We start from the raw sequence: 22,823 nt of genomic DNA, 5'->3' as shown, positions 1-22,823 counted from the left end.
ACCGTGGAAGAAGGCACTTCGAAGTCACCGAGGCACTGCTGCGACACACAGCCGCTCCCGGACGACGACCCACGCTGGGACGTCCACCAGTGGGACACCCGCGAGGACTGCGAGGTCCGCCAGATCCTCGACCGGGTGGCCGACAAGTGGTCCTTGCTGGTCATCGCCCTGCTCGAGCAGCGATCGATGCGGTTCACGGAGCTGCGACGTGCGATCGACGGCGTCAGCCAGCGCATGCTCACCGTCACCCTGCGCCAGCTCGAGCGCGACGGACTGGTGCTCCGCACGGTGCACCCGGTCGTCCCGCCGCGGGTGGACTACGAGCTCACACCCCTCGGCGCCACCCTGCACGAGACGATCCGGGCCCTGGTCACCTGGACCGAGGCCCACCAGAGCGAGATCGCCGCCGCCCGGGCGGCCTACGACGCGAGGGCGCAGGAACGGGCCGGGGCGATGGGATCTGCGTGAGGGCGCGCGACGCTAGCCTTTGCGCATGGACGTGCAGGTGGTCGACCACCCATTGGCCAAGACCCGGCTCTCCGAGCTGCGCGACGCGCGCACGGACAACGCCACCTTCCGGGCTGCGCTGCGCGACCTGACCCTCATGCTGATCTACGAGGCCACCCGCGATGCTCCGCTGGCGTCGGCTCCGTTGCACACGCCCGTCGCCCGCACCGTCGGCTACCGGCTGGCGAACCCGCCGCTGCTGGTGCCCGTGCTGCGCGCCGGGCTCGGCATGGCCGACGCGGCGCTGGGACTGATGCCGGAGGCGCAGATGGGGTTCGTCGGGCTCGCCCGCGACGAGGAGACCCACCGGCCCGTCCCGTACATGGAGTCGTTGCCGGAGACGCTGGAAGGTCGCCCGGTGTTCGTGCTCGACCCGATGCTCGCCACGGGCGGGTCGATGGCACACACGATCCGGCTCCTCACCGGGCGCGGCGCCACGGACGTCACCTCGATCTGTGTGCTGGCCGCTCCCGAGGGCATCGAGCTCCTGCGGAGTAGCGGGCTCCCGGTGCGGGTGATCACCGCGAGCATCGACGAGCGGCTGAACGACTCCGCGTTCATCGTCCCGGGCCTGGGCGACGCGGGGGACCGCCAGTTCGGCGCCGTCTGACGCCTCCGCGCCGTCACCACTACCGGTGAATCCCCGCCCAGAGCGAGACGCCGGGAGCGCTCGAAGCGAAGTAGCCGGTGACGGCGGGCCGAGGGTGGTCACATCCGGGCGAGAGGCACACCGAGACGACCGAACGAGCGCTTTCCCGCGGTGCTCGTGGGCGGTCGAAGCACATGGTCTGGCCCGGCCCCGGCCCGCCGTCTCCCCGTGACACAGCCGGCACCTCGGTCCAACAGGTCCGGACGGATGTGCCGCTCGTCAGTTTGGTTGGGCCGGGGCCCAGCCTGCCGTGACGCACCGCAGCACGTCCTCGAAGCGGGTCTCCGAGCCCGGCGGGAGCAGGCCCCGCAACTGCAGCGACACCCACCCGTGCACGGTGGCCCAGAGCGTGAGCGATGCGGTGGACGGGTCGATGTCGGGCCGCAGCGTGTCGTCCTTGATGGCCCGCTCCACGAACTCACGCAACGGGGCGAGTGCGGCGTCGCTCGCAAGACCGGGAGCGTCCCGGTCGAACACCACCTCGAAGAGGTGGGGCTGCTCGAGCGCTCCACGGCGGTAGGCCAGCGCCAGCCGGACCAGGTCGTCGAGGCTGTCGCCGCCCGGCGTCACGGCGAGGTGCGCGCGGAACTGCCGCAACGCCTCGTCGAACAAAGCCGTCAACAGGCCGGCCTTCCCGCCGAACAGCGAGTAGACGGCGGTGGTGGACGTGCCGCACTCGGCGGCGAGAGAACGAAGACGGAGCGCGGGCACGCCATCGGCGCAGACCCGCTCCAGCGCGCAGTCGAGAAGGCGGTTCCGCAGCGCCTCGTCGTGGACCTTGGGCCGGGCCATCGGCGCAGGCTAGTACGAACCGCTCGGACGGCGTCAGGCGTCCAGTAGCCGGCGGACTTCGGCGCGCAGGGCGTCGAGCCGGACCTGCGCCGCCGACGTCGCTGCGTCCAGTCCCGGACCACCCGCCGCCGGCTCGACGACCTCCAGGTACGCCTTCAGCTTCGGCTCCGTGCCGGAGGGACGGACCACCAGGCGCTCGCCGGGGCGCCGGAGGACGAGGACGTCGGGTGCGGGCTGCTCGGCCGTCCACCCGGCGGGTGGGGAAGATCGCAGCCGCTCGATCATGGCGTCGCGGGCCGCCGGGTCCAGGCGCACCGACAGCCCTTCCGTGCGGTGCACCCCGTGGGCGACGGCCAGCTCGTCGAGCCGGTCGGCGAGACCCTGTCCAGCGGCCTTCAGCCCCGCCGCCAGGTCGCAGGCGAGCACGGCGGCCGCGATGCCGTCCTTGTCGCGCACGGCGTCCGGGTCGACGCAGTAGCCGAGGGCCTCCTCGTAGCCGTAGACGAGCCCGGGGCCGCCGCGGACGATCCACTTGAAGCCGGTGAGCGTCTCGGCGTAGCGCGCACCGTGCGCAGCGGCGACGGACCGGAGCATCGAGGACGAGACGACGGTGGTGGCCACCAGCGGATCGCGGTAGGGAACCCCGCGGGCGGCGCCGGAACGCAGCAGGTGGTCGCCGAGCAGCACGCCGGTCTCGTCACCGGTGAGCATCCGCCACCCGGCCCCGGCGGGCACCGCGAGCGCGCACCGGTCGGCGTCGGGGTCGAGCGCGATCGCCAGATCCGCGTCCACCTCGGCTGCCAGCGCGAGCACGGCGTCCAGTGCCCCCGGCTCCTCCGGGTTGGGGAAGGCGACGGTCGGGAAGTCCGGGTCCGGCGCGGCCTGCGCGGCCACGACGTGCACGTCCGTGAACCCCGCCCGGTGCAGCGCGTGCACTGCCGTGGCCCCGCCGACCCCGTGCAGCGGGGTGAGCGCCACCCGCAGCTGCCGGGCGGTGCCGCGCGGAAGCCGTCCGACGCGGTCGAGGTAGGCCTCGGTGACGTCCACGGTGGACACGGCGCCGGCAGCGCCGGTCGGCACGGAGACAGCCGCCGGTGAGGCCGCGATCGCCGCCTCGATCTCGGTGTCCGCCGGTGGCGCGATCTGGGCCCCGTCGGCCAGGTAGACCTTGTAGCCGTTGTCCGCGGGCGGGTTGTGCGACGCGGTGATCTGCACCCCGGCCACGCCGCCGAGCTCGCGGACCGCGAAGGCCAGCAGCGGTGTGGGCAGCGGCCCGGGCAGGGCGAGCACCGGGAAGCCGGCACCCGCCAGCACTGCGGCGGCGGCGTCCGCGAAGGCCTCTGATCCGTGCCGCGCGTCGCGGCCGACCACCACTGGCCCGCGCTCTCCCCTGCCGGCCAGCCAGGCGGCGAGCCCGGCGGTGGCCCGCCGGACCACGGCGACGTTCATCCCCGCAGGCCCGGCCCGCACCGGTCCGCGCAGCCCTGCGGTGCCGAAGCGCAGCATCCCGGACATCCGGTCGCCGAGGTCCTCCACCGCCCCGGGGGTGCCGACCATCGCGGCGGCGAGCACCCGCTGCAGCTCCGTGCGGGTCTGCGGGTCGGGGTCGTCGGCGATCCAGCGGGTGGCGGCGTCGCGCAGGCCGGGCCGCAGTGTCACGAGCGGGCGATCAGGTCGCGCAACAGCTTGCCCATCCGGCCGGCTGACGCCACACCCGCGGCGAGCACCTCGTGGTGGTCGAGCGGCTCGCCGGTCATCCCGGCGGCCAGGTTGGTGACCAGCGACAGCCCGAACACCTCGACGCCCTCGGCGCGAGCCGCGATCGCCTCCAGCACCGTGGACATCCCGACGAGGTCGGCACCCAGCCCGCGGAGCATCCGGATCTCCGCGGGGGTCTCGAAGTGCGGTCCGGGCAGGCCTGCGTAGACGCCCTCGGCCAGCGAGGGGTCGATCTCCCTGGCAAGCGCGCGCAGCCGCGGGGAGTACAGGTCGGTGAGGTCGGTGAAGCGCGGGCCGACCAGGGACGAGCGTGCGGTCAGGTTGAGGTGGTCGGAGATCAGCACGGGGTCGCCCACCCGCATGCCCTCCCGGATCCCACCCGCGGCGTTGGTGAGCAGCACTGCGCGGCAGCCCGCGGCCGCTGCCGTGCGCACGCCGTGCGCCACTGCCTCGACGCCGTGGCCCTCGTAGAGATGGGTGCGGCCGAGCAGTACGAGCGCGCGGCGCTCGCCGACAGGCACCGAGCGGATCGTGCCGCCGTGACCAGCGACGACAGGGGGAACGAATCCGGGTAGATCGGCCATCGCGATCTCGTGGGCAGGCTCGCCGATCAGGTCGGCGGCGGGCCGCCAGCCCGAGCCGAGCACGACGGCGACGTCGTGGGCCTCCACCCCGGTGGCTGCGGTGATGGCGGCGGCCGCGGCGGCGGCGGGTGGCGCGGAGACCTCGACGCTCATGGACGCGAGCCTATCGATCCGGGACGTCCGCCGCGGTCAGGTGCTGCTGAGCGTGAAACCGTCGGCGATCCGCTCGAAAAGGTTGGCCGACGTGTTGCCGGCCGCGACGCGGGGGACCGTCAGCGTGACGGTCCACACGCCTTTGGCAGCGGGCACGATACGTCGCCACGACGTGCGTTCGGCGGACTCGTAGCGCAGTTGCACGGCCTCGGGTGAGGCGGTCGTGGGAACCATGACCAGTGCACCCAGCACCGTGCCCGCCACGGCCTGCGCCTTCTCCTTGGACTCGGCCTGCTGCACCGCGAGCCCTTCGGTGCCGTCCGTGCTGATGAAGTTGACCGTCGGCAAACCCTCGAGCGGCTCGTTCCGGTACTCGGTCCAGTCCTTCGGCACCGGGAGCGTGAAGCCGAGACCGTCGTTGTGCTGACGCAGCGAGGTGCCGGCCGATGTGACGTTCACCGTGGTGAGTGGGGACTGCCCGGCCAGGAGCCGGGTGATCGTCCAGCCGCCGAATGCGCCGGCCAGGACGACCGCGGCTCCTGCCACCACCATTCCCGCCGCGGCCCATCCGGTCAGCGGCTCGGTGGCTGCCGCGTGCCGTCGCGGAGTCGAACCGGCGATCGGCCGTGGCGCGGTGGGTGGCCTGCTCCGCATCTGCGGCAGCGGGCCGGGCGCGGCGGCGAGCGGGGCGGGGTCGGCGAGCGGACGCCCACCGGTCGGCGCGGGTGGCAGGGGTGCAGGGCGGGGGGCGCTGTTCGCCGCCCTCGCCGCACTCGGCACGAGGATCCCGGCGCCGATCGTCGGAGCGTCCGGCGAACCGGGGTAGAGGGGGTCGTCGGGGTCGTCGATGAGCGGGCGCAGCCGGTGGCGGACCTCCTCGAGCGGCATCCGCCCGTCGGGGTCCTTCACCATCAGCGCCATGATCACGTCAGCCACAGGGCTCGACGACCGCGGCCGCGGCACCTCGCCGTCGACCACCTCGGTGATCGTGGACACCGGGTCGCCGTTGACGTCGTAGGGCGGACGGCCCTCGATCGCGGCGAAGAGCGTGGCGCCGAGTCCCCACAGGTCCGCCGCCGGTGTGACCGGCTGGCCTGCCGCGACCTCGGGCGCGATGTATGCGGGAGAACCGAGGACGAGCCCGACGCTGGTCATCGGAGCGTCGGCGACGTTGCGGGCGATGCCGAAGTCGGTGAGCTTGACGCGGCCGTCGTCGGCCACGAGGACGTTGCCGGGCTTGACGTCCCGGTGCGTGATCCCGCTACGGTGCGCTGCCCGCAGCCCACCGGCTGTGGCGAAGCCGACCACGGCGCTCTGCTGCAGCGTGAGGGTGCCCTGCTCGCTGATCATCGTGGCGAGGTTGCGCGACGGTACGAGCTCCAGGACCACCACCGGAGCCCCGTCGACCTCGACGACGTCGAACACGGTGATGATGTTCGGGTGCGACAGGCCGCCGAGGGCCCGCGCCTCGCGCATGATGCGCTCCCGGGCCTCCGCCGCCTCGTGATCGGGCACCCCGGGAGGGACTTTCAGCTCCTTGACGGCCACCCGGCGCTGCAACACCTCGTCGTAGCCCGCCCACACCGTGCCCATTGCGCCGCTGCCGAGAAGATCGGCGAGCCGGTAACGGCCACCGATCCGGCGCACGTGCTGGTCCCCCGGGCTGTCCTGCGACACCCATACATTCTCCCTGGACGCACGTGGCGGCCGCTGCCGCCCCCCGCGTGTACACCGCCGTCCGCCGATCGCGTCCAGCACAACCGGTGTGGGTGGCGCGAGAGCCCTGTGGGGGAATCGCCGCCACACCGTGTTTCGGTGAGGCTCGCCACGACCAGCGACGAGCGGCGCCTACCCCCGTTTGTCTCAATGCCACGCGACCGTTCGTCACTGCCTGCGTGCCCGCCCGCAGCAGATCCGCAACACCTCGGCGCGTATTTCAGGCATACATGCGATTCCGGTTGGTACACCGCCGTCCGGGTGAGCACCATGGCCAGATGCACTGCAGAGCAGCCTCGATGCGCGCGTCACTGACGACGCGCGCTGCGACCGGTCGCCGGAGGACCACCGCGCGCGGTGGTGTGCGGTGACCTTGCTGGAGGCACACACCGACCTCGTGCCACCGGCGGAGCTGGCCGTGACTGACCTAGGCGCGGGCAGCGGCCCGGCATGGCTGGAGTCCTGGCTCAAAGCCCACCGCACTGACGTCGTCGCCTGGCGACGTGCCCTGCACTCCGTCCCGGAGCTCGGACGCGCCGAGCACCGCACCACCGAGTTGGTGGCGCGGCGGCTCATGGCGGCCGGGCTCGAACCCCGCACCCTCCCCGGTGGCACCGGCCTCGTCTGTGACATCGGCTTCGGCGACCGTTGCGTCGCGCTGCGCGCCGACCTGGACGCGCTGCCCCTCCAGGAAGACACCGGCCTGCCCTTCGCCTCCACCGTCGACGGCGTGATGCACGCCTGTGGGCACGACGCCCACACGGCCATGCTGCTCGGGGCGGGCCTCGCGCTCGCCTCCGCGCCGTCGTTGCCCGGCCGCGTCCGGCTCCTCTTCCAGCCCGCCGAGGAGGTCCAGCCCGGCGGCGCGATCGACATGGTGGCCGACGGCGTCATGGACGGCGTCGAGCGCATCTTCGCGCTGCACTGCGACCCGCGCCTGGAGGTCGGCAAGGTCGGCACGAGGGTCGGGCCGATCACGTCGGCCTGCGACGTCCTGGAGATCCGGCTCACCTCGCCGGGTGGCCACACCTCACGACCGCATCTGACCGCCGACCTGATCGAGGCGCTCGGCGTCATCATCACGCAGCTGCCGCTGCTCCTCACCCGGCAGGTCGACCCGCGCTCGGGCACCGTTCTGGTCTGGGGGGCCGTGCAGGCCGGTGAAGCGGCCAACGCGATCCCGCAGCAGGGTGTCCTTCGGGGCACCCTTCGCACTGCCGACCACAACACGTGGGGTGAGCTGGAGGCCAAGGTCCGCGCCCTGGTCACGGCGCTGCTCGCGCCCACCGGCGCAGGCTATGTGCTCGAGCACATCCGCGGTGTGCCGCCGGTGGTCAACGAAGCGGTGAGCGCAGGCATGCTGGCCTCCTCGGCGGTCACGGTGGGCGGTGTCGACGCCTCCACCAGCACCGAGCAGAGCAGCGGTGGCGAGGACTTCGCCTGGTATCTGGAACACGCCCCCGGCGCCATGGCGCGGCTCGGGGTGTGGCCGGGCCACGGTCCGATGCGCGACATCCACCAGCCCACGTTCGACCTCGACGAGCGCGCCCTGCCCTTCGGGGTCCGAGTGCTCATCCAGTCCGCCCTGACCGCCCTCACCTCCTGACGCCCCGCGGGCGACTCGCGGCCACCCCGCGAGTCGCCCGTTTCGGGTGCGCGAAGTCGCGCAGGCGGCCGCCCGAAACGCCTGCTCAGCGGGCTCGGAATGCGCGAACGGCCTCAGACGGACTTGCCGCTGGGGCGGTTGCGCAACGCCGTCACATAGTCGGCGGGCGCTCCGGCCTGCTCGGCGGCGTCGGCGATCACTCCGAGGTAGCGGGCGCTCGGCATGCCGCCCTCGTAGGCGTCGAGCACGTAGATCCACGCGAGAACGTCGCCGTCCAACGTGTGCACGCGCAGCCGGAGCTTCTTGTGCAGCCCCAGCTCGCCGCCCTCCCATCGGTCCAGCTGCGCCGCGTCGAGGTCCGAGACGTCGTAGAGCACGACGAAGACCTGCGAGTCCTGGTCCTCGACCACAGTGGAGAGCGCGCCCTCCCACCCGTAGTCCTCGCCGCCGAAGGTCAACCGCCAGCCGAGAAGCCACCCGGTACCCGCCATCGGCGAGTGCGGGGCACGCTCCTTCATCTGGGCGGGATCCATGTTCGACCCGTAGGCGGCGTACAGGGGCACCGGCACAGAGTAGAGCGCCACAGCCCGCGTACGGTGCTGGGGGAACCGGACATCAGGAGGAGGCACGCCGCGGTGACGCGCATCGTGATCATGGGCGGGGGCCCAGCCGGGTACGAGGCCGCGTTGGTGGCAGCCCAGCACGGCAGCGACGTCATCGTCGTCGAACGTGACGGCATGGGTGGGGCGTGCGTGCTCGACGACTGCGTCCCGTCCAAGACGTTGATCTCGTCGGCAGGCATCCGCGTCGACCTGCATGGTGCCCCTGACCTGGGCATTGTCGCCGACCCGAAGACCATCGGCGTCGACCTGCCCACAGTGAACGCCCGCGTCAGGCGCCTCGCGCTGGCCCAGTCGGCGGACGTTCGGGCGCGCGTGGAGCGCGAAGGCGTGCGGATCATCCGCGGCACGGCCGTGTTCACCGACGAGCCCTCCGTGCGGGCGCCCCACATCATCGAGGCCCGGGGAGCCGACGGGAACACGGAAGTGCTCCCTGCCGACGTCGTGCTGATCGCCACAGGCGCCACACCGCGGGTGCTCCCCGACGCCGTCCCCGACGGCGAGCGCATCCTCACCTGGCGTCAGCTGTACGACCTCGGGTCGCTGCCCGAGCACCTGGTCGTCATCGGATCCGGTGTGACGGGTGCGGAGTTCGTCTCCGCGTACGTGGAGATGGGCACCCGGGTCACACTCGTGTCCAGCCGCGACCGCGTGCTCCCCGGCGAGGACGCCGACGCCGCAGCCGTGCTGCAGGACGTGTTCGCCGAGCGGGGGGTCGAAATCCTCTCGCAGGCACGCGCCGACTCCGTGAAACGTGACGGAGACGGCGTCATCGTGACGCTGGCCGACGGTCGCACGGTCACCGGCTCGCACGCCCTCATGACCGTCGGCTCGGTGCCCAACACCACGGACATCGGGCTGGAGAAGATCGGCGTCGAGACCGGCCGGGGCGGGTTCATCCCCGTGGACCGCGTCTCGCGCACGTCCGTGCCGGGCGTCTACGCGGCGGGCGACTGCACCGGCCTGCTGATGCTCGCGTCGGTGGCTGCGATGCAGGGCCGCATCGCGATGTGGCACGCCCTCGGCGAGGGTGTGGCGCCGATCAAGCTGAAGACGGTGGCGGCGGCCGTGTTCACGCGTCCGGAGATCGCGACCGTCGGGATCAGCCAGCGCGCGATCGACGCGGGTGAGGTGCCGGCGCGCACGATCATGATGCCGCTCTCCACCAACCCGCGGGCGAAGATGCAGGGACTGCGCCGCGGGTTCGTGAAGCTGTTCTGCCGTCCCGCCACCGGGGTGGTGGTGGGTGGTGTCGTCGTGGCGCCGGTCGCGAGCGAGCTGATCCTGCCGATCGCGATGGCTGTGCAGAACAACCTGACGGTCGCGGACCTCGCCCACACGTTCTCGGTCTACCCGTCGCTGTCGGGCTCGATCACCGAGGCGGGCCGGCAGCTGATGCGCCACGGCGACCTGGACTGAGCCGCCGTCACCCCGCGGCGGTCGCCGGTCTGCGTCGAAGGCCGGCCAGCAGGCGGAGCCGGATGGCCCGCAGCAGGGTGCTGGGCCGGCCCAGCGAGCTCGGATGCGCGAGCATCGTGGTGACCAGGCTCATCCGCCGGTTCATCTCGGGGTCTGTCGCCGACATCGCGAGGACCATGTCGCCGAGCTTGGAGATGAGCTTGTACCCACGCGGGTAGGGGCCGTCCACATGGGGCAGCGCGAGGTCGGCGATGGTCGAGACCTGCCAGGCCGCGTCGACGACCACCCGCACCTTCTCGAAGTACTCCCGCGCGGGCTCGTCGAGCCGCGGCTCCCCGCGCAGGTAGGCCGAGAGGCACGACGCGTGGAGCGCCGCAGAGGTCATGCCCTGCCCGTAGACGGGGTTGAACGAGGCCACCGCGTCGCCGATCGCCACGAGCCGCGCGGGGAAGCGGGTCAGCTCGTGGAACTCCCGGCGCCTGCTGTCGGCCTGGTGATAGGTGATGACGTCGCCGAGCATCTCGGCCTGCTCGGCGATGTCCCCGAAGACGGACGGGAAATCCCGCCGGCAACGGGCGGCGAAGTCGGCGGGATCGCGGCTCGGGCGGTCGTCCGCGTAGCCCGAGATCAACATGATCCAGCGGTCGTCCTCGACGGAGTTGATCCCGGCGATACGGGCGACCCGGTCCTCGGCGGGGCGGGTCTGTGACACGACGACGCTGATGTCGCTGATCCGTTCGTCACGGCGGAACATCGCCGTGGCGTAGTTCAGCTTGATCGGCATCCGCCGCATCGGAGGCCGGTCCCAGCCGTTCTCCTCCAGCCAGTCGCTGAGGCGGCTCGACCGGCCCATCGCGTCGACGACCAGGTCCGCCGTCTGCGTAACCGGGGCGGCGTCGGCGCTCTCGTCCGTCGGCAGGTACCGCACGCCCGTGGCCCTGTCACCGGTGAAGATCACGCCCTCGGCGCGCCCGTGGACGATCCGGATGTTGTCGATGGCCGTGACCCGGCGCCGGACCATGGCTTCGAGGAACGGCCGGGTCGTCACCAGCGCGACGCCCGAACCCTCGATCCGCGGTGGAGGTGGCATCAGTGCGTCGTTGATGTACATCCGGGTGCCGGACTCTTGCGGCACCACGGCACCGGCGGCGATCACCTCCTCGGCGAAGCCGGGGAACCAGCGTTCGAGCTGGACCTGGCCCGCCGGCAGGAGCGCGTGCACCTGGCTGCCCTGTGGCACTCCTGGCCGGGGCTCGTACCCGGTGTCGCTCGCGTCGCGCTCGATGACGACGACCTCGTCGGCATGGTCGCTGAGCACGCGCGCGGCCAGGAGCCCCGCCATGCTGGCACCGAGCACGACCGCGCGACCCATGATCGGTCTCGGGTCGGTCGGCCGCCGGGACGTGCTGAGCTCCGCGAAGACGCGGGATGCGGACGGCACAGAAGACTCCTGCAGCTCCCCGCCGAGGGTGAGGAGTCCGGCGCGGGGGAAGAGATGGTCGGGAAGAGACCATGGTCATCTTCTGGTCCACCCGCGTCAAGATCACACCGCGGTGTTCGTCCCCGGTGCGCCTGCGGCCTGTGGTCCCAGGCCGAGCGGACGGGCGAGGCTGGCGAGGTTGACCGACCAGCCGACCCCGAAGACCTGTGGCACGAGCAGCGCGGGGTTGTCCGGGTCCCACAGGGAGGCCTGCATCCGAGCCATGGTGGGCGGGCGCAGGTCGTAGGGCACGCCGACGAGGTTCCCGTGCCAGGTCCGCTCGCCTGCGGGTTTGCGCAGCTCGGTGAGCACTGCCGCGCCCAGGAGCGTCGCGCCCGCCGCGGCCAGGAACTGATCCAACCCGATGGCCATGCAAGGACGTTACGCCGGATACCCCGGGGACGGGCTCCGGGCGATCCCGGATGTCGGCGCTCTGCCAGGAGCGCACGCTCGAGGCATGACCACTCCGTCTGTCACCTCCCGTGTGCCGGTCGGCGCCGTCCTGCTCGCCGGTTTCGGCGCACAGCTCGTGGACGATGCCGCGTTCCTCGTCCTTCCGCCGGTCGCGGTGCTCGCGCCGCTGAGCGGACTGATCGCGATCGTCCTCACGGCCGTGGGGGCCCGGATCGTCACGCGCGACCGCACCGGCGCGGCGGTGGCCCGCACGGGTCTCGCCGTCGGCGCGGCGTCGGCGGCGATCGGGCTGCTCGTCGGCGGTTTCGGCCTGGTGGCGATCCTGCTGGCCGGCATCACGGTGGTGGCCGGCGTCGCGGGCGCCGTGGTGGGCCGTGGCCTGACGCCGAAGGACCTCAGCTGATCGCACCAGCGACAGCCGAGCGCTGACCGCGGGCTCGTGTCAGGGGGCCAGGAGCTCTGACATCCGGTGGGCCAGGCGGCGGGCGTCGGTGGGGGCGATCGTTGTCCACTCGACGCCGTCCTCGCCCGAGCAGCGGGTGAGGAGGTAGCGCCCGCGCGGCGCGTCGAGGACCGCGAGGACTCCGCCCGAGCGGCGCAGCACGCCCCAGCGGTCGGCGACCAGCGCGACGATCTGCGCCCCGGCCGTGATGCCGCTGAGCATGCGGGCGAGGAGACCGGCCTCGGTGGGCGGGACGTCCGCGTCGAGGAGCGCTGCCCGTAGCCCGGTGCCGGACGTGGGGGCCGTGGCCGAGGCGAGCAGGGCGGACGGGACCGTGCTCGCCCGGCCGGGCCCTGGTGCGGCGTGGGGGAGCGCGCGGAGCAGTGCTGCCGGGAGCGAGCCGTGGGCTTCGAGGGTGACGGTGGCGTCCTGCCGCACAGCCAGCACGCACATGCCCGGCGCACCCGCGGACACGGCCCTGACGCGGCGCTCCCAACGGCCGCGCAGCTCCAACTGGCCGGTCGGACGGGCGAGCAGGCGCAGCAGCCGCGCAAGCTCCGGATCGGGGCCCGTGGGCCCGGCGAGCCCGCGGCGGCGCAGCGCCTGCCACCCCGCTTCCTGGAGGTCGCGCCGCTCGGCGTGCGTGCGGCCCGGCGACGCGAGGCGCAGCACGACGGGTGTGGGGCCCAGCCCGAGCCGCTCCCACAGCACGTCGAACTCGACGGCGGTGAGCACGTGCCGCGGGGTGTCTGGCTGGACGGCCGGCTCGGCCACGGTGTCCTCCCCGGTGCGAGATGTTCTGCGCGGGACGTCGTGGCGACCGTAGGCCGGGGTGGGCATTCGCCAGGCCGGTTCCCGGGATCTGCTGTGCGATCGCGAACGACCCGGAACGCCGACGGCCGGTGCGGCTGCAGTCCGCACCGGCCGTCGCTGGTGGCGATCTCGTGTCAGCTCGTCTTCGCCAGCACCGTTTCCGGCATCCGGCACCCGGCGAGCGGGCAGCGTGTGGAGCAGTCGATGCGGGCGTGGAGATCCGCATCGGTGACGGTCCTGGCGAAGGGCCAGTGGCCGGCGAAGCGCTGCAGATACCAGTACAGGAACAGATAGTCCGGATCTGCGGTGTCGGCGACGAACACCGGCCGTCCAGGAAGATCGTCGATCCACTGGGCGAAGGCGGTCATCGCGAGGGCGGGTGGGCGGCTCGCCCGGCGGGTGGAGAGCCAGTCCTCCGCCTGTCGCCTCCAGGTCTGGAGGGCGACCGGGTGCAGGGTGGCACCGGGCAGTTCACGCACGTTGGTGGTGAACACCGTGGTCGGGATCCCGTCGAGCGTGTGCGCGACGGAGATGAGGGTGAGTAGGGAATGGGGGCCGGGAATCGGCCCGTCGGTGTGGATGTGGCTGGTCACGAACATCTCGGGGGGCATACGGATCCTGGTCGCCGGTCGGGATGGGGGCGTGTTCGCGGCGCGGCCTGAGCCAGCGTGGCGAACGGATCCGCGGCGCGGCACTTCCGCGTGGCGGAGTCACCGGGCCCCGTGGTGGTCACGGGTTTGCGTCACTGCTTTCCGCTATGCACTTGTCCAGCACGGTGCGGGGTCGCTGTGGAATCGCCTGGCTCGACGACGGTAAAACGCTCTGTCGTTGATCGTCAACTGTCCGTCGCCGACCGCGCCGTGATGAGGACGTCCTGGCGTCGCCCGTCGGAAACCCATGCGGAGTGCTGCCTCGCCGTGGGCCGGAAGCCGCATTTGATCGCCACGCGCGACGACGCCGTGTTGCCCTCCGCCACGGCGTAGGTGACCTGCCGCAGCCCCAGCCCGGCGAATGCGAACCGCAGCACGGCCGACAGCGCGGTGGTGATCATGCCGCGGCCGCGCGCTGCCGGGAGCGCCCAGCAGGTCGCCTCGGCCGTGCCCGCAGCCAGGTCGAGGGCTGCCAGCTCGATCTCGCCGAGCATCTCCCCGGTGGTCGGCTCGCAGACGGCCCACGTGTAGCCCTCGTCGCGCCTCCAGCGCTGGGCGCACAGACGCACGTAGTCGCCTGCGGCCTCCTGGGTGGCCGGCGGCCGTTCGCGCCAGCGGCGGATCTCCGGATCGCGGCAGGACGCCAGCACGGCAGGCCGGTCGTCGACGCGGTCGTCGGCCCGCAGGGCGCGCAGGTACCAGGAGCCGGCGTTGATCTCGACAGGGTCCATGCGGGGAGCGGTCAGTCCTTGATCTCGCAGATGACGGTGCCCTGGGACACCGAGCTGCCGGCTTCGGCGGCGAGGCCGGTGACGGTGCCGTCCTTGTGCGCGAGCACGGGGTTCTCCATCTTCATCGCCTCCAGCACGACGACGAGGTCGCCTGCCGAGACGGTGTCGCCGTCGGACACCGCGACCTTGATGATCGTGCCCTGCATGGGCGCCGTCACCGCGTCGCCGGACGCCTTCGAGCCACCCCGGCCGCCGCCGCGCTTGCGGGGCGCCGCCGCTTTGGTCGCGGCGCCTCCGCCTCCGCCGATGGCGAGATCGCCGGGCAGCGAGACCTCCAGCCGCCGCCCGCCGACCTCGACGACGACGGTCTGCCGCGGCCCCGAGTCCTCCTCGGTGTCCTCACCGCCCTCGAAGGGCGCGACGGTGTTGTCCCACTCCGTCTCGATCCACCGGGTGTGGACGGTGAAGCCCTCCTCCTCGGTGGCGGCGAACGCCGGGTCGTCCACGACGAGCCGGTGGAAGGGCAGCACGGTCGCCATGCCCTCGACCTGGAACTCGGCGAGCGCGCGGCGCGACCGCTCCAGCGCCTGGGCGCGGTCCGAGCCCGTGACGATGAGCTTGGCCAGCAACGAGTCGAACTGACCGCCGATCACCGATCCCGACTCGACCCCGGCGTCCACCCGCACCCCGGGCCCCGCGGGCAGGGAGATCGACGTCACGGTGCCCGGTGCGGGCAGGAAGTTGCGACCGGCGTCCTCACCGTTGATCCGGAACTCGATGGAGTGCCCGCGCGGCTCCGGATCCTCGAGCAGGTTGAGCACCTCACCCTCGGCGATTCGGAACTGCTCCCGCACGAGGTCGAGCCCGCTCGTCTCCTCCGAGACGGGGTGCTCGACCTGGAGCCGCGTGTTGACCTCGAGGAACGAGATCAACCCGTCCTGCCCGACGAGGAACTCCACGGTGCCGGCACCGTGGTAGCCGGCTTCCTTGCAGATGGCCTTGGCGGCCTCGTGGATCGTGCTGCGCTGCTCGTCGCTGAGGAAAGGGGCGGGCGCCTCCTCCACGAGCTTCTGGAACCGGCGCTGCAACGAGCAGTCGCGCGTGCCGACCACGATCACGTTGCCATGGGTGTCGGCCAGCACCTGGGCCTCGACGTGGCGCGGCTTGTCCAGGTAGCGCTCGACGAAGCACTCGCCGCGGCCGAACGCCGCAACGGCCTCGCGGACCGCCGACTCGTAGAGCTCGGCGATGTCCTTCTTCTCCCGCGCCACTTTCATGCCGCGGCCGCCACCACCGAACGCCGCCTTGATCGCGACGGGGAGGCCGTGCTCGTCCGCGAAGGCCTCGACCTCCTCAGCGCCGCTCACCGGCTCGTCGGTGCCGGGCACGAGCGGTGCACCCGCCCGCGTGGCGATGTGGCGGGCGGTGACCTTGTCGCCGAGGTCGCGGATGGCCTGCGGTGTGGGGCCGATCCACGTCAGCTCCGCGTCGATGACGGCCTGCGCGAAGTCGGCGTTCTCGCTGAGGAAGCCGTAACCCGGGTGGACGGCGTCGGCGCCGGAGCGCTTCGCGACGTCGAGCAGCTTGTCGAAAACGAGGTAGGACTCGGTGGCGGTGGTGCCGCCGAGGGCGAACGCCTCGTCGGCCAGCCGCACGAACGGGGCGTCACGGTCGGGGTCGGCGTAGACGGCAACGCTCGCAAGTCCGGCGTCCCGGCAGGCCCTGATGACGCGAACGGCGATCTCCCCACGGTTCGCGACGAGAACCTTGCTCAAGCGCGCCACGGTCTGCCTCCTCGTGGTGGTGCTGTACCGGGTGCCCCGGCCCAGTTGTTACTGAGGAGTTTAGAGGTGGCGAGCCGCTGATCCATGCGGCCGCTCCCGGCAATAGCGAGAGATCGCCCTCAACGCCGGGCGAGCAGCTTCGCGACGGACCGGCGGAAGCGGACGCCGCGGCGAGGCCGGGGGTCGCCCTGCCCGTCGTAGCGGAAGGCGAACTCACGTTCGGCCAGCTCGGCGGCGGCTCCGGCACTCAGCTCACCACGCCGTTGCAGGGCCCGTGCCACGTCCCAGCCGTCACGCAGCGCTCCGACCGGCTCGTGGCCTGCGCGGTGGGCGGCGAAGGCGCGCGGCCAGTCCCCACCGCAGGATGCCGCCAGCAGCGGCCATGCCTTCGCGGCCTCGCCTGCGCGTTTGCGCACCAGGGCTCGCCGGGTGGCGTCGAGGCGGGTGGCGTCGAAGCCGGGTGGGACTGTCCCGCCGGCCACGAGCGCGGCCACCAGCTCGGCCTGTCGGGCGGCGAGGCCGGACCGCTCGTCCGCACCACCTGACGCGGGCGTCACCGCACTACCGCCAGGTGGCCCGCCGCCACCGCGATCGCGTCGAGCTCGGCTTCCAGCTCGGCGGCGGGCGGGTAGCGGCCGTCGCGTTCGAGCATGACCGGCGGGGCCGCGGCCGTCCGTTCGACGAGCAGTTCGACCAGGCCCAACACGGCTGAGGGCACCGGGTGGGTGTGGGTGTCGTGGTAGAGGCCGGGGTCGTCGGGGTGCTCCGCGCCACCGCCCACGTGGACGTAGGCGACGCGGTCCAGCGGGAACCGGTCCAGCACGGCTTCCGGATCCTGCCCGCGGTTGACGGCGTTGGCGTACACGTTGGCCACATCGAGCAGGAGCAACGCGCCGGTGCGCTCCAGCAGGTCGGTGAGGAAGTCGGGCTCGGTGTACTCGTTGTCGGGCCAGTCGAACAGCGCCGCGATCGGCTCGAGCGCGAGCGGGACGTCGAGCTCGGCCTGCGTGCGCCGGATGTTGCCGGCGAGCACGTCCAGCGCCTCGCGGGTGCGCGGCACCGGAAGCAAGTGGCCGACCTCACGGCCTCCCGCCCGGACGAACGCGATGTGCTCGCTCACCAGCGGGGCCTGCACGGCAGCGGCGCACGCCGCGAGGTGCGCCACCCGGCGGGCCTCGACGGGCTCGGTGCTCCCGAGCGAGAGCCGGACGCCGTGCGGCACGACCGGGATCCCTCGCTCCCGCAGCTCCGCCACCCCCCGGGGCGTAGCTGCGGGAGCGATGGACTCGGCGATGACCTCGCAGAACGCCGGTGCGATGCGGCCTGCCACCCAGCCGGCGATCTCCGGCCGCCAGCCGATGCCGACCCCCGCGGGCAGCGGCGCGGCCGTCTCAGCCACCGCAGCCTCCGCCTCCGCCGCAGCCCCCGCCGCCACCTCCGCTGTCGCCACCGCCGCCACCGCAGCTGCTGACCCCGGCGCCTCCGTCACCACCCGATCCGCCCGAGCTGCCCGCAGCGACTCGCTGGGCGGCGAGCTCGTCGGCGAATGCGGGATCGGACGCCCACAGCGCGCCCATCCCGAAGATCCCGACGCCCAGCGCGGCGCCGACAGGTCCGTGGACCGACCAGTCGGGCTTCACCTCGGGTGCGAGCAGGTGGTGTTCGATGCGCAACGTCTCGAGCATCCGGTCGCCGCGGCGAGTGCGCCGCGGGGCCCGTGCCAACTGCACGACGGCGACGAGCGCGACGGCGATGAGCGCCGCGACGAGGAACCCCACGGGCTTGGCCTCGGCCACCCCGGCGAGCACACGCACCAGGCCGAGGACGGCGACGGCGAGCATCCACACCCCGACGCGCCGGATGCGAAGCCGCTGCTCCTCCGACAGCAGCAGGCCGGCGCCGACCAGCCGCATCTCGATCTCGGACAGGGCGGTCATCACGGGGCGGTGGAACGGCAACCGGCTGCGACGCACCTTGCCCCGAGCGGTGAAGTGGATGGCGCGCTCGAGCCCGTCGGCACCGGGATCGAGCCGGCCGGCGGACTGGACAGCGCCACGTGAGGACGTGATCGTGCCGCGCAGGTGCATCGAGCTGAGCGCCGAGAACACCGCGAGCTCGGTGCCACCGTTCAGGTACGCGGTGTCGTGTGGGTGTGTCGTGATATCAGCGGCCGGACCGGTGGCCCGTGGGTCGGCCAGCATCCGGCGCGTCTGGGTGCCGGCGATCCACACCGCCAGTGCGAGCACGAGATAGGCCAGCAGGAACGTCGGACCGCTGATGCCCCAGGTCTCCGCTGTCGCTTCGAGGGTCATCGCACACCTCCTGAGCCGTCCTTATGAGACGCCTCACAGTGTTGTCACCCTCACGTGGCGCAGGAAACCTTCTTGACCAGGACTTGAGGTTGCCTAGTCAGGCTGCGGCGGTGGCCATCCGCACCTGGTTCTTGATCCTGCTGAGCATCGCCGCCATCCCGCGCAGCCGTAACGGGCTGACGGCCTGGGCGAGCCCGAGCTGCGTGTAGAAGTCGTCGGGCACCGCCAGCACGTCGGCAGCCGGTTCGCCGTCCAGCCCGGTGTGCATGATCGAGGCGAACCCGCGGGTGGTGGGCGCCTCGGGCGGGGCCGAGAAGAACAGGTGCACCGTGCGGTCGCCGCCCGGCTCGACCTCCACCGCCAGGAACAGCGGCGACTGGCACTCGTGCACCTGCTCCATCGAGCCCGCCGCGTTGGCGTAGCGCTCAGGAAGCTCCGGCAGCTCCTGGGACAGCTCCAGGAGCAGCTGCAGCCGGTCCTTCGGCCCGACTTCGGAGAAGTCCTCGACCAGCTCGGCGAGCTGTGGCGGGAGAGTCATACCGAGCCGCGCTCCGATCCCTGGACGATCGGTACGCGCACGGTGTTGCCCCACTCCGTCCAGCTGCCGTCGTAGTTGCGGACGTGACCGAAGCCCAGCAGGTGCGTGAGGACGAACCAGGTGTGGCTGGAGCGCTCGCCGATGCGGCAGTAGGCGATGACGTCGTCGTCGGCGGAGAGCCCCTGCTCCTGCTGGTAGATGGCCTCCAGGTCGCTGCGCGTCTTGAAGGTGGCGTCCTCGGCGGCGGCGCGGGCCCACGGCACGCTCGCCGCCCCCGGGATGTGGCCGCCGCGCACGGCGCCTTCCTGCGGGTAGTCGGGCATGTGCAGCAGCTCGCCGGAGTACTCGCCCGGTGAACGGACGTCGACGAGCGGCCCTCCCAGGTGGGCGAGGACGTCGTCCTTGAACGCGCGGATCGTGGCGTCGTCGCGCTCGATCACCGGGTAGTCGACCTGGGCCGGCTTCGCGGCCTCGGTGGTCATCTCGCGGCCCTCGGCGACCCACTTGGCCCGCCCGCCGTCGAGGATGCGCACGTCGGGGTGGCCGAACAGCGAGAACACCCAGAGCGCGTAGGTGGCCCACCAGTTGTTCCGGTCGCCGTAGAACACGACGGTGGTGTCGCGCGTGATGCCACGTTCGCCGCAGAGCTCGGCGAAGCGCGCACCGTCCACGTAGTCGCGCGTGACGGGGTCGTTGAGCTCCGTGTGCCAGTCGACCTTGACCGCGCCGGGGATGTGCCCTGTGTCGTAGAGGAGGACGTCCTCGTCGGACTCGACGACGACGAGGCCCTCACTCCCGAGGTTCTGCGCGAGCCACTCGGTGGTGACCAGCCGCTCGGGGTGGGCGTACTCGGCGAGCTTGGGGTCGGTGTCGTTGGGCAGCGCCATACGTTCAGGCTAGTCCCGCTCGGGCCGGTGCTGTAACGGTGTTCACACGTCAAGTGCGTCGCGGAGCCCGAGGCCCGCTCCCGTCGCGTACACGGACTCGAACGACGGCCGCCCGAGCGTGGTGACCAGCTGTTCCCGGAGAGCTGTCTGCTCGATCGCGTCGTCCGGATCCAGGATCTGTCCGGCTGCGCGAAGCGCGTTGTCGAGCGCAGCGAGAAGCAGGGTGGCCCGCAGATGGTCGCCGTCGGTGGCGGCCATCACGGCTGTGTCGAGTGCGACGTACGGGAGCATGTCGTCGATGTCCTGTTCCACCGTCCGCCGCAGAGCCGTGGTGAACAGCTCCCGGGCGCGCTCGACGTCGCCCGCGTGGAGCTCGATGTATGCCAGGTTGTGGAGTTCCACCACCACCATGCGCCATTCGCCGAAAGTCTCGTTGAGCGAGATGCTCTCCTGGTAGAGCCTGCGGGCGAATGCGAGATTGCCCGAAATACGCGCGCAGCCGGCCAGAATGTGGGTCGGACCGAGCTCGAGTCGCTTTTCGCCCGTCTCACGCGCGAGCGCCCGGGCCAGCCGCCCCAGCCGCTCGGCCTCGGGCACGTCGCCGTCGCGCACGGCCACCCTGGCCAGCATGCAGATCGCTTGCACCTCGGTGGCCACGTCGGAGGACTCGCGAGCACGCGCGAGCTCGCGCCGGCTCAGCTGCTCCACGAGATCTGTCTCACCCCGCCGAAAAGCGGCAAGGGTGTCCTCGTAATAGCCCACTCTGCAACGTTATTCCTGAGCCCCGGCAGTTGTGGAGCCCTTGTGTCGTCGGCGTCAGGCCCGTGCCGGCACTACGGTTCCGAAACGCTTGTCCATAGGTCCGTTACCCCTACCCCTACCGCCCTTAGTAGGCGGCGTGTCAGGGGGAGGCTGATTCCTATGACGTTCGACGGGTCGCCGTCGATGCCCTCGACGAACCAGCCGCCCAGCCCGTCGAGCGTGAAGGCCCCGGCTACCGCGAGTGGTTCGCGAGTGGCCAGGTAGGCGTCGAGTTCGGCGTCGGTCGGCTCGGCGAACCGGACGACCGTGACGGCGTGTCCTTCGGCGACGCGGTCGATCTCCCCGTCGGCCATCCGCAGCACGGTGTGGCCGGTGACCAGCTCCCCGGAGCGGCCCGCCATGGCCCGCCAGCGCCGCCTGGCCGTCTCGACGTCGGCGGGCTTGCCGACCAGTTCGGAGTTGACGTGCAGCATCGAGTCGCAGCCGATGACGACGGCGTCCGGGTGTGCGGCGGCGATCCGGCGGGCGACGGTGGTGGCCTTCGCGCCCGCGAGCGCGGTGACCTTCTCGCCCGGTGACGCGTGCGGCACGGTGGTGAGCAGCGCCTCCTCGTCGACGTCTGCCACCTCGACGATCGGGTTCAGCCCTGCGGCCCGCAGGACCGACAGCCGGGCGGGGGAGGCGGAAGCCAGTACGACACGCACGACGTCCGACCCTATGCGTTCACTCCGCGACGATCTCGTGGCGGTAGGGCGTGCCCGCATCCCCCGGCCCGGTGCCTGCGTCAGTGGCTCCCGTGCCCGCCGCTCGAGCCCCCGTGGTGGCCGCCGCCCCAGCCGCTGTGGTGCCCTCCGTGCCAGCCGCCGTCGTAGCCGGGGAGGACCCCGCTGTGGTCGGAACCGCCGAGGAAATCCGGGTTGTAGTAGGAGCTTCGTCGGCCCGCGGAGCGGCCGCGAGCGCTGTAGCGGCCGCGCATCGTCGCCACCCGGAGCAGCACCATGAGTACCAGCACGGTCAGGCCGATTCCGACGATCGGATCCACGTCGATTCCCCCTCCTCGGCCGCGGACCCCCTGTCCGGACGGGCGTGCCCGCCGCCTGCGACCGATAACCCCAGTTTGCGACCGCTGATCGAGAGGAGGCCAAGGAACGTGAGCGAGTCGTGGATCGGTCACCGGGCCCGGTTCCGGCCGTCGGGGAAGGATGCGGGCGAACCCGCGATCGGGTCAGCAGCTCCCGCCGCCCCCGTCACCGCCGCCCGAGTCGCCACCACCCCAGCCGCAGTCGCTGCCACCGTCGGCGCCCGGCACGACGATGCCTGAGATGTCACCGCTCGACTTGCGGCGCCCGCTCCGAGCTGCGAATTCCGGTCGGCGCGGGGCGGCCTTCGGCCCGGGCGGGCCGCCTGCGTGGGAACCCAGCACGATGCCGAGCGCGACCAGCGCCACGATCCCGATCACCACGACGACGACCATCGGCTCGTTCATCACGTCACCCCCTGTCGTCGGCCGAACATCGGCCGTCCGGGCGAGTGTGTGCGTGATCACGGAGTCCCGGCCAGCTTCTTGAGCAGGAATTAAGGCTGCGGCTGCGCAGAAGATCGGTAGAAGTCCTGATGTCTGTTCGCGCGAAACCCCCGACGCTCTACGGGTGACCACGCGACCGCTGCGCCATCGCCGACCCGGCCTGCTGACCACAACATCCACGCTCGCCCTGGCCGTCGTGGCCACCACAGTCGTCGTGACGGTTCCCGGGAACGCCGATCCCGGCGGGCCGACCGTGCGGGACGACACCGCGGGCCTGGACTACGCCCTGCCTGTGGGCTGGGCGGCCCTGCCGGCCGAGGAGCGCCTGTTCGGCATCTCGTCCGGCGGCATGCTCGACGGGACCCAGCCGGGCACCGTGCTGATGATCGGCGTGGTCCCGCCGTCGTCCGACGCCACGGAGCCGCCGCTGACCACCGCGACGCGCCGGCTGGCGGGCGACCTCGGCGAGTTCTTCCTGCCGGTACCCGGCAGGCGGGAGTACTACATCGACGAGGAGACCACGGTGGACGGCCGCGTGGCGTGGGTCGCCGGCTACCGCGTGCTGCCGGCCGGTTCCGCGGAGGTCGGCGCCGACGTGCAGGTCACCATGATCGAGGACGGCACGCGGCGGCTGTTCGTGCTCGTCGTCATCGGCCCGCCGGACGCGGACCGGCTGGCAGCTGCGAACGAGTCGGTCTCCTCGATCCGCTTCCGGTGAGC

General features: G+C 72.2%; 26 protein-coding genes. 6 read left to right on the top strand and 20 right to left on the bottom strand.

Annotated features, from left to right (window positions below):
- Window positions 1–3 precede the first annotated feature (3 nt).
- Window positions 4–468 (top strand): winged helix-turn-helix transcriptional regulator, encoded by a 465-nt coding sequence (locus ACQPZQ_RS39850; RefSeq protein WP_433289678.1) that lies wholly within the window; start codon window positions 4–6, stop codon window positions 466–468.
- A 25-nt stretch (window positions 469–493) separates the two neighbouring features.
- Window positions 494–1,117 (top strand): uracil phosphoribosyltransferase, encoded by a 624-nt coding sequence (upp, locus tag ACQPZQ_RS39845; protein WP_433289677.1) that lies wholly within the window; start codon window positions 494–496, stop codon window positions 1,115–1,117.
- 258 nt (window positions 1,118–1,375) lie between these two features.
- On the opposite strand, the gene ACQPZQ_RS39840 is transcribed toward upp, so the two are convergent.
- From ACQPZQ_RS39840 to ACQPZQ_RS39825, 4 genes are read right to left on the bottom strand one after another with little or no spacing between them, the layout of a single operon-like run.
- Entirely contained in the window at window positions 1,376–1,948 is a 573-nt protein-coding gene (locus tag ACQPZQ_RS39840) for a TetR/AcrR family transcriptional regulator (RefSeq protein WP_433289676.1), read from the bottom strand.
- 33 nt (window positions 1,949–1,981) lie between these two features.
- Entirely contained in the window at window positions 1,982–3,607 is a 1,626-nt protein-coding gene (locus tag ACQPZQ_RS39835; protein WP_433289675.1) for a phospho-sugar mutase, read from the bottom strand.
- Window positions 3,604–4,404 (bottom strand): purine-nucleoside phosphorylase, encoded by an 801-nt coding sequence (locus tag ACQPZQ_RS39830; protein ID WP_433289674.1) that lies wholly within the window; start codon window positions 4,402–4,404, stop codon window positions 3,604–3,606. The genes ACQPZQ_RS39835 and ACQPZQ_RS39830 overlap by 4 nt, the downstream gene beginning before the upstream one ends.
- Window positions 4,405–4,440: 36 nt before the next feature.
- Window positions 4,441–6,081 (bottom strand): serine/threonine-protein kinase, encoded by a 1,641-nt coding sequence (locus ACQPZQ_RS39825; RefSeq protein WP_433289673.1) that lies wholly within the window; start codon window positions 6,079–6,081, stop codon window positions 4,441–4,443.
- A 406-nt stretch (window positions 6,082–6,487) separates the two neighbouring features.
- Between ACQPZQ_RS39825 and ACQPZQ_RS39820 the strand changes: the two genes are divergently transcribed.
- Entirely contained in the window at window positions 6,488–7,726 is a 1,239-nt protein-coding gene (locus ACQPZQ_RS39820; RefSeq protein ID WP_433289672.1) for an amidohydrolase, read from the top strand.
- A gap of 113 nt (window positions 7,727–7,839) precedes the next feature.
- On the opposite strand, the gene ACQPZQ_RS39815 is transcribed toward ACQPZQ_RS39820, so the two are convergent.
- A complete protein-coding gene (locus tag ACQPZQ_RS39815; RefSeq protein ID WP_433289671.1) occupies window positions 7,840–8,289 on the bottom strand; it encodes a gamma-glutamylcyclotransferase in 450 nt (149 codons plus the stop codon).
- A gap of 72 nt (window positions 8,290–8,361) precedes the next feature.
- Here ACQPZQ_RS39815 and ACQPZQ_RS39810 point away from each other — a divergent pair, with 72 nt between their 5' ends.
- Window positions 8,362–9,765, top strand: a complete 1,404-nt coding sequence (locus tag ACQPZQ_RS39810; protein WP_433289670.1) for an NAD(P)H-quinone dehydrogenase — start codon at window positions 8,362–8,364, stop codon at window positions 9,763–9,765.
- Window positions 9,766–9,772: 7 nt separating this feature from the next.
- On the opposite strand, the gene ACQPZQ_RS39805 is transcribed toward ACQPZQ_RS39810, so the two are convergent.
- Together ACQPZQ_RS39805 and ACQPZQ_RS39800 are read right to left on the bottom strand one after the other, a co-directional pair.
- On the bottom strand, window positions 9,773–11,206 hold the full coding sequence (locus tag ACQPZQ_RS39805) for an FAD-dependent oxidoreductase (RefSeq protein WP_433289669.1): 1,434 nt from the start codon (window positions 11,204–11,206) through the stop codon (window positions 9,773–9,775).
- A gap of 102 nt (window positions 11,207–11,308) precedes the next feature.
- A complete protein-coding gene (locus ACQPZQ_RS39800) occupies window positions 11,309–11,617 on the bottom strand; it encodes a DUF5808 domain-containing protein (protein WP_433289668.1) in 309 nt (102 codons plus the stop codon).
- Between the two features lie 85 nt (window positions 11,618–11,702).
- Here ACQPZQ_RS39800 and ACQPZQ_RS39795 point away from each other — a divergent pair, with 85 nt between their 5' ends.
- Entirely contained in the window at window positions 11,703–12,062 is a 360-nt protein-coding gene (locus tag ACQPZQ_RS39795; RefSeq protein ID WP_241039724.1) for a hypothetical protein, read from the top strand.
- Window positions 12,063–12,101: 39 nt separating this feature from the next.
- Here ACQPZQ_RS39795 and ACQPZQ_RS39790 read toward each other — a convergent pair whose 3' ends face one another.
- From ACQPZQ_RS39790 to ACQPZQ_RS39730, 13 genes are all read right to left on the bottom strand, one after another.
- Window positions 12,102–12,875 carry an ESX secretion-associated protein EspG gene (locus ACQPZQ_RS39790; protein WP_433289667.1) on the bottom strand — a complete coding sequence of 258 codons (774 nt, stop codon included), beginning with the start codon at window positions 12,873–12,875 and terminating at the stop codon, window positions 12,102–12,104.
- Window positions 12,876–13,048: 173 nt separating this feature from the next.
- Window positions 13,049–13,525, bottom strand: coding sequence for a hypothetical protein (locus ACQPZQ_RS39785; RefSeq protein WP_433289666.1), 477 nt, complete (start codon window positions 13,523–13,525; stop codon window positions 13,049–13,051).
- A gap of 224 nt (window positions 13,526–13,749) precedes the next feature.
- A complete protein-coding gene (locus tag ACQPZQ_RS39780; RefSeq protein ID WP_433289664.1) occupies window positions 13,750–14,295 on the bottom strand; it encodes a GNAT family N-acetyltransferase in 546 nt (181 codons plus the stop codon).
- Between the two features lie 11 nt (window positions 14,296–14,306).
- Complete coding sequence (locus ACQPZQ_RS39775; protein WP_433299603.1) at window positions 14,307–16,070, bottom strand: acetyl/propionyl/methylcrotonyl-CoA carboxylase subunit alpha; 1,764 nt, start codon at window positions 16,068–16,070, stop codon at window positions 14,307–14,309.
- Between the two features lie 128 nt (window positions 16,071–16,198).
- Window positions 16,199–16,636, bottom strand: a complete 438-nt coding sequence (locus tag ACQPZQ_RS39770) for a hypothetical protein (protein ID WP_433289663.1) — start codon at window positions 16,634–16,636, stop codon at window positions 16,199–16,201.
- The gene (locus ACQPZQ_RS39765) at window positions 16,633–17,478 is read right to left on the bottom strand and encodes a DUF692 domain-containing protein (RefSeq protein ID WP_433289662.1); all 846 of its coding nucleotides are present in this window, start codon (window positions 17,476–17,478) and stop codon (window positions 16,633–16,635) included. The genes ACQPZQ_RS39770 and ACQPZQ_RS39765 overlap by 4 nt, the downstream gene beginning before the upstream one ends.
- On the bottom strand, window positions 17,471–18,391 hold the full coding sequence (locus tag ACQPZQ_RS39760) for a TIGR04222 domain-containing membrane protein (protein WP_433289661.1): 921 nt from the start codon (window positions 18,389–18,391) through the stop codon (window positions 17,471–17,473). The genes ACQPZQ_RS39765 and ACQPZQ_RS39760 overlap by 8 nt, the downstream gene beginning before the upstream one ends.
- A gap of 97 nt (window positions 18,392–18,488) precedes the next feature.
- Window positions 18,489–18,929, bottom strand: a complete 441-nt coding sequence (locus ACQPZQ_RS39755; RefSeq protein WP_433289660.1) for a SufE family protein — start codon at window positions 18,927–18,929, stop codon at window positions 18,489–18,491.
- Entirely contained in the window at window positions 18,926–19,816 is an 891-nt protein-coding gene (locus ACQPZQ_RS39750) for a sulfurtransferase (protein ID WP_433289659.1), read from the bottom strand. The genes ACQPZQ_RS39755 and ACQPZQ_RS39750 overlap by 4 nt, the downstream gene beginning before the upstream one ends.
- Window positions 19,817–19,858: 42 nt before the next feature.
- Window positions 19,859–20,578: a hypothetical protein gene (locus ACQPZQ_RS39745; RefSeq protein WP_433289658.1), complete on the bottom strand. Its 720-nt coding sequence runs from the start codon at window positions 20,576–20,578 to the stop codon at window positions 19,859–19,861.
- Between the two features lie 71 nt (window positions 20,579–20,649).
- Entirely contained in the window at window positions 20,650–21,282 is a 633-nt protein-coding gene (locus ACQPZQ_RS39740; protein WP_433289657.1) for a Maf family protein, read from the bottom strand.
- An 80-nt stretch (window positions 21,283–21,362) separates the two neighbouring features.
- Window positions 21,363–21,620: a hypothetical protein gene (locus ACQPZQ_RS39735; protein WP_433289656.1), complete on the bottom strand. Its 258-nt coding sequence runs from the start codon at window positions 21,618–21,620 to the stop codon at window positions 21,363–21,365.
- A gap of 183 nt (window positions 21,621–21,803) precedes the next feature.
- A complete protein-coding gene (locus ACQPZQ_RS39730; protein ID WP_433289655.1) occupies window positions 21,804–22,064 on the bottom strand; it encodes a hypothetical protein in 261 nt (86 codons plus the stop codon).
- A gap of 163 nt (window positions 22,065–22,227) precedes the next feature.
- Here ACQPZQ_RS39730 and ACQPZQ_RS39725 point away from each other — a divergent pair, with 163 nt between their 5' ends.
- Window positions 22,228–22,821 carry a hypothetical protein gene (locus ACQPZQ_RS39725; protein WP_433289654.1) on the top strand — a complete coding sequence of 198 codons (594 nt, stop codon included), beginning with the start codon at window positions 22,228–22,230 and terminating at the stop codon, window positions 22,819–22,821.
- The last annotated feature ends 2 nt before the right edge of the window (window positions 22,822–22,823 follow it).

It is taken from the genome of Pseudonocardia sp. CA-142604 (genome assembly GCF_050948475.1).
Lineage (GTDB): Bacteria > Actinomycetota > Actinomycetes > Mycobacteriales > Pseudonocardiaceae > Pseudonocardia > Pseudonocardia alaniniphila.
Note: the sequence above shows the minus strand (reverse complement) of the source record. Positions and strands in the feature narration are given on the sequence as shown.

What these genes read in the sequence shown, in the direction of transcription:
- upp (WP_433289677.1), top strand. Translation starts at nt 494, where the DNA reads ATGGACGTGCAGGTGGTCGACCACCCATTGGCCAAGACCCGGCTCTCC.
- ACQPZQ_RS39750 (WP_433289659.1), bottom strand. Translation starts at nt 19,816, where the DNA reads ATGGCGCTGCCCAACGACACCGACCCCAAGCTCGCCGAGTACGCCCAC.
- ACQPZQ_RS39840 (WP_433289676.1), bottom strand. Translation starts at nt 1,948, where the DNA reads ATGGCCCGGCCCAAGGTCCACGACGAGGCGCTGCGGAACCGCCTTCTC.
- ACQPZQ_RS39800 (WP_433289668.1), bottom strand. Translation starts at nt 11,617, where the DNA reads ATGGCCATCGGGTTGGATCAGTTCCTGGCCGCGGCGGGCGCGACGCTC.
- ACQPZQ_RS39795 (WP_241039724.1), top strand. Translation starts at nt 11,703, where the DNA reads ATGACCACTCCGTCTGTCACCTCCCGTGTGCCGGTCGGCGCCGTCCTG.
- ACQPZQ_RS39785 (WP_433289666.1), bottom strand. Translation starts at nt 13,525, where the DNA reads ATGCCCCCCGAGATGTTCGTGACCAGCCACATCCACACCGACGGGCCG.
- ACQPZQ_RS39830 (WP_433289674.1), bottom strand. Translation starts at nt 4,404, where the DNA reads ATGAGCGTCGAGGTCTCCGCGCCACCCGCCGCCGCCGCGGCCGCCGCC.
- ACQPZQ_RS39780 (WP_433289664.1), bottom strand. Translation starts at nt 14,295, where the DNA reads ATGGACCCTGTCGAGATCAACGCCGGCTCCTGGTACCTGCGCGCCCTG.
- ACQPZQ_RS39760 (WP_433289661.1), bottom strand. Translation starts at nt 18,391, where the DNA reads ATGACCCTCGAAGCGACAGCGGAGACCTGGGGCATCAGCGGTCCGACG.
- ACQPZQ_RS39730 (WP_433289655.1), bottom strand. Translation starts at nt 22,064, where the DNA reads ATGAACGAGCCGATGGTCGTCGTCGTGGTGATCGGGATCGTGGCGCTG.
- ACQPZQ_RS39755 (WP_433289660.1), bottom strand. Translation starts at nt 18,929, where the DNA reads ATGACTCTCCCGCCACAGCTCGCCGAGCTGGTCGAGGACTTCTCCGAA.